The sequence below is a fragment of the Mangrovimicrobium sediminis genome, from assembly GCF_004745945.1.
Taxonomy (GTDB): domain Bacteria; phylum Pseudomonadota; class Gammaproteobacteria; order Pseudomonadales; family Halieaceae; genus Mangrovimicrobium; species Mangrovimicrobium sediminis.
On sequence record NZ_SRLE01000025.1, the window covers coordinates 1 to 4,848 of the forward strand.

6 protein-coding genes are annotated in these 4,848 nt (G+C 43.9%); all 6 read right to left on the minus strand.

The annotated features are described in order from the left end of the window. Positions 1 to 212: transposase (locus E4634_RS20895; RefSeq protein ID WP_135446632.1), on the minus strand; the 212-nt coding region annotated here is incomplete at its 3' end. A gap of 118 nt (positions 213 to 330) precedes the next feature. Continuing rightward, positions 331 to 1,623 carry a HEPN/Toprim-associated domain-containing protein gene (locus E4634_RS20900; RefSeq protein ID WP_135446633.1) on the minus strand — a complete coding sequence of 431 codons (1,293 nt, stop codon included), beginning with the start codon at positions 1,621 to 1,623 and terminating at the stop codon, positions 331 to 333. A gap of 133 nt (positions 1,624 to 1,756) precedes the next feature. Continuing rightward, positions 1,757 to 2,914, minus strand: a complete 1,158-nt coding sequence (locus tag E4634_RS20905; protein WP_135446634.1) for a Shedu immune nuclease family protein — start codon at positions 2,912 to 2,914, stop codon at positions 1,757 to 1,759. A gap of 83 nt (positions 2,915 to 2,997) precedes the next feature. Then, positions 2,998 to 3,906, minus strand: a complete 909-nt coding sequence (locus E4634_RS20910) for a DUF2971 domain-containing protein (protein ID WP_135446635.1) — start codon at positions 3,904 to 3,906, stop codon at positions 2,998 to 3,000. A gap of 129 nt (positions 3,907 to 4,035) precedes the next feature. Then, positions 4,036 to 4,293: a DUF6899 family protein gene (locus tag E4634_RS20915; protein ID WP_135446636.1), complete on the minus strand. Its 258-nt coding sequence runs from the start codon at positions 4,291 to 4,293 to the stop codon at positions 4,036 to 4,038. Between the two features lie 43 nt (positions 4,294 to 4,336). Next, complete coding sequence (locus tag E4634_RS20920) at positions 4,337 to 4,789, minus strand: hypothetical protein (protein ID WP_135446637.1); 453 nt, start codon at positions 4,787 to 4,789, stop codon at positions 4,337 to 4,339. Between the last annotated feature and the right edge of the window lie 59 nt (positions 4,790 to 4,848).

Here is a 4,848-nt window from a genome sequence, read left to right on the forward strand (position 1 = left end):
TCCATTTCAAGGTCGGTGGGCTTGGTGTCCTTTACCACGATTCTGCCTTCCCGGAGTTCTTTCCTCCAACGCGAAAGCATGAAGGGGTGAATGTCTAACGCCTCTGCTACGTCTTTCACTTTCACATCGGGGAGATGCGAAAGCTGCACTGCCTTGGCTTTGAATTCATTGCTGTACTGCCAGGTCTTTCTGGGTCGGGTATACCTGGGCATGCTGGGACTCCTCGTTAGATTGAGGTGTCCGATTTATCGGGTGAAGTTCATTGTCCGGCAGCAGCGCCTTGTTAGGCAAATTCTGGAGACGCTCCGACACGTAAAAAATGGAACTTCCTCACACAACCGGGGTAACCAATCCAGCCTCTAAAATAAGCGAATCTATTAATTTCAATAGCTTGGACGCGTCGTAATCGCCATTTTTCAGGTCGTAGTCGGACTGCTCATAGAAATGCTTTGAATAGGATTCTTTAAAATCCAAAACTCCATGCCATGCGTCAATATCTTTTTTGAGGTTACTCCATGTGACCTGGGCGGGAGGGTACTGATCTAGACGGAGATCAAGATAGCACTCAATCGCGGCGGCTCGTCCATTGATATTGGAAATGTTCACACCTTCAGGCCCGAGAGTTCTAAACTCCCGGAATTCCTCAAGGTCAGGGAGAAGCATCGCTCTCATATTGGCAGGAGGGTTCAGTTTTCCTAGCTTTCGGAAAGCGTCAACGCCCTCTGCGTCGTTATCGAAAACGAATAAAACCTGATTGAGCACCTCGATTCGTAAAAGTCCTTCTGCAAATTTAACGAGGTTCCCGGCTCCCCAGAAAGGGTGGCGCTCATCGACATCCACAAAATTAAAAAAATCGGCCACATCCGGACGCAGGACATCAAGTGCTCGTCGGATGATGCGTGAGTCTGATGTACCCTCGGTTGCGATCAGAACTTTTTGCCTTTGCCGCGCTCCGGCCAAGAAGGCATCACGCTGAACCCAGCCGGCATGGACAATGGGGCCAAACTCCCACGTAACCTCAATCTCTGCATTTGCCTCATGCTGTGCAAAGACTTGAAGCATTGATTCCGCGCTTAGGATACAAATTTTCGCAGAAAGGTAACTTGCTTCGGACCAGTACAGATCAGAATCTTCGTATCCAGGGATACGATCAAATAAGTCGATATCAGCGGCAAAGCGTCCCATGGAAACCCTGTCTCGGTCTGGCGTTTCGTACTCGATAGAGTCGTTATTCAATTCTCGCAGAGGATAGCGACACGCCAAATTGGAGAATTCTTCGAATGTGAGAAATTCTTTTCCCGATCCTTCTATATCAATTTCCCTAGAAATTTCCTCTGCTTCTGCAACCACCGCTTGGTATTCAGCGCGTGCAGCCTCAAGTGTAAACCCTAGTAAATTTAGACGAGGCAATACCCGAGATAGAGTTCTAGAAAAGACCTCCTCAGCCTCATCAAGCTCATACTTTTCGTCTGGGTTTTCCTCGTAATATTCGTAATTTATTGATTTAGACTTTTGCTGCTTTAAGTCGCTGTCCTGAAATAGAAAACCATAATCTATGCCCATATGATTTTTAGAGTACGACAGCGAAACGTCTCCAAGGCATAGTTCTATCGCAGTTCCCATTTAATTTGCCTTCCCACTAAAAATCGTCTTATCGCGGACTAATTCCGGTAATGCCTAACGCTTCAAGCGGGGGCCCGCGTTAGCGGGTCCGGGCGCGAAGCGCCCTTGCTGCCTTGACTTGTTATAAGGCCGATTAGAACGGCATGTCATCACTTTCTACTTCTACTCTCGGTTCACTTTCAAGTAGAGAAATGAGCTGTCGTGTTTTATCGAATAGCTCATCAAATGTAACCACTGTTAAACCGGGAAACTGATGGCGGTACAATTCAAACGCCTTTTTCTTTGCGGGATCATCCAGCTCACTTCCCGCATTGCCTACAATGACCGCGCACTGCGGATTGAGCGAATCGAATAGGTCACCGCTTCTGCCAGTAAGAGACTGAAAATCCTCTTGCAGGGAGTGCTTATAGTTTAGAACTTGCATGATTGAGCCGGACAATTCAGTCGAAACATTGTACGTTTGACGGTATTTCGCACCCAAAAGAGGAGCCATTGGGGTCTTTATCTCTACAAGAGCGGCACTTTGCGTGAGCCTGTTCCTTAGCAAGAAATCAACAATATTCCCATCTTGGTTAAATACATTCTTACCACCAACGTAAGCCTTTCCTTTTACAATGGAAGTTGGCCAGGAAAAGACCTGCTCCAAGACAAACGAGTGCTTCGTGAGGCTCTCTTGCCAAAATTCTTCATCGGAAATGCATTCGTTTTCTTCCCAACTCGCCAGAGCATTCTTTAGGCTTTGCATTCCTAGAGCCGCATTGAGCTTGCTCAATGAATCCGGATTGATTTCGACAAGCCTTTCTATAAGTGGACTTGGATCATCTAGGCTTGTTGCCCAGACTAACAACTTCGATAAAAGGGATGTGCCAACCGCAACGTTGGCATTCGAAAAACTATGAATATCACTGTCACTCAAAGAAGCTAGTTGTTCGAGCTGCGGCGTAGCTTGAACGTACCGTTTCTGCCCGCGCGGAACACCTTCTTTCTGGTGAAGCTCGTAAAGCTGGGTCAGCTCCTGAAATAGCTGTAGTAGTTCGGCTGTCTTAATTTCGAGTTTGTATCCCTCACCTCCTTTGACGGAACTGAGAGGAATGGTCTCAAAATCTTCCCATGCGGCCTTTTTCGATTTTTTTTGATATAGAAATATGCCTTTTAGGGCAGCTTCCTTATTCTTGACGTTATCGATTATTGTAGGTCGAAAAATCAGGCGAATGGAATCTGTTTGCCGCAGGACAATGTCGGTGGCCTGCGCTGTAACTCTAGAAGTTGATTTTGTCTGGATTTCTCTCACGATACTCTCTAGGCCTTATAACGCCCCAAGCAGGGGACATTTTTTTTGAGCGCAGCGAGAAATACTCCCACTGGCTTGGTTTGTTAGGCCATGACTTGCTCTTTGGAAACACTAAGCCCACTCAAATCATCACTCTCTACGACTTCAAAAAAATCTACATGATTATTGATATTTTGTGAGATTGTTTCTCTGTAGTACTTTTTGCGCTCATCACTCATACGCAAACCAAAAACTACATGGATCAGGATTCCGGGGAAATCAAAAAGCCCGTGAGTTTCTTCAACATATCTCCATTCTTTTTCATAATTCCATGCAGGTGTTTTTGTGCTGATAGTTGAACGGAAAACTTCATCTTCAAACGAGACACGTTGGACATTTTGTTGGCCAGAACCAGGAGACATAATTTGTACTTCATTCTTGAAGCCAGACTTGAAGGTTGGTTTCTCTTTACAATAAACAACAGGTAAACAATGTCTTGGATTTGAGAGTTTACAATCACTCGAACAGCTAAACCCTAATGCAATGCCTTCATGATTTGCACCATAATGGGCCCACATTAATTCATTTGAACAGTCTTCACTCAGACTGAAAATACCAACTTTAGATAGGCGCATACGCATATCTTTAATAATATTCTCTGGCCTTGATAGTTCAATTCCATGATCTGAGTACAACTTTCTCATGGCTTTAACTTTTCTCGAATGATTCAACTTAGAAAAGCGCTTCATCCATTGCTTAGTTTCTCTCTCACTAAGCGAGAATAAGCGCTTAGGAGGTTCAAATGAAGGTAGTGGCATTACTACCCCCAGAAGCTGACCGTTTTCAAGTTCTCGAACAGTTTTCGCTTCCCAATCTGGAGGGATCTTACCAGTTTTGCACTCAAGCGGATCGTTCAATTGCTCTGGAGAAGACAGCCAAACTTTTTGATTCTTGATAATACCTTCAGTACGCTCCGAGTCGTCACGATACTTATAAAGTACTTCTGGTTTCAAACTACACACTCTCTAATTGATTGCATATTAGTTCCCGAGGCCTAACGCTGTTGTAAGGGGCGCCGACGAAGGCGGCGTCCCGCGCAGGGCCGAAGGCCCGGAGTGAACTTGACAACCTTGTTAGGCCGCTTATTTTAGAATATTGTAAACATCGCCTGTCTCTTCTTTCTTTTTATCTTCATACGGCGCGGCGATTCTTCGGTATAGTTCTAGTTTTACACATTCAAGCGCACCTATTACTTCATTAATATTTGTGTATCGTAGACCTCCTTTAGACACCAAGTATTCATCGACCATACGCGTTATCATGTAGTTCAACTCGCCTGGCGACTCAGGATATTTACTGGTTTCTAACTTTTCTCTCGCATCTTTACTGACATATGGCATGGAAAGCACCTTTTCAAATTACATAAATTAATATACAAGAAAGCTATGTTATCGATTGCGGGTTAATGCTAATTATTACAAAGCCTACTGCACACAGGACATATATTAAACGTAACCACGTTTTATGGCTTTTTACTACATCTCTTTTTCTATCTTTTGTGAGTAACTTAAGACAATCAACTTTGGGATAGCTTGAGTCTTTTTCTATCTCTATTAAAGCATCTCTTCCAACGTTTACTAATTCTTCGTTTCGAACTTCTAGCATCAAAAATGCTATAGATATAAAAGCACCTACAGCACAAAGTATTTGAGCAAAGTTTATATTCGATGCCTGCAGAGCATTATTTAAGGCAATTGATAAAATCCCTAAAAATATAAGAAAATACCTAAAAGCAACTAAGCGCTGGGTTGCATGATATTCAAACCAATTCCATGCATAGTCTAAAATCTCTTTTTGGATCGCCATCTCTTTATCTCTTTTAATATGGTTGCTCATTTTTTCGCCTAACGCTTCAGGCTGCGGACCGCGTTAGCGGGTGATCTTCACCCGATAAA

Excerpts from the sequence above, each read along its gene's own strand:
- E4634_RS20900 (WP_135446633.1), bottom strand. The coding sequence starts at position 1,623 with ATGGGAACTGCGATAGAACTATGCCTTGGAGACGTTTCGCTGTCGTAC.
- E4634_RS20915 (WP_135446636.1), bottom strand. The coding sequence starts at position 4,293 with ATGCCATATGTCAGTAAAGATGCGAGAGAAAAGTTAGAAACCAGTAAA.
- E4634_RS20920 (WP_135446637.1), bottom strand. The coding sequence starts at position 4,789 with ATGAGCAACCATATTAAAAGAGATAAAGAGATGGCGATCCAAAAAGAG.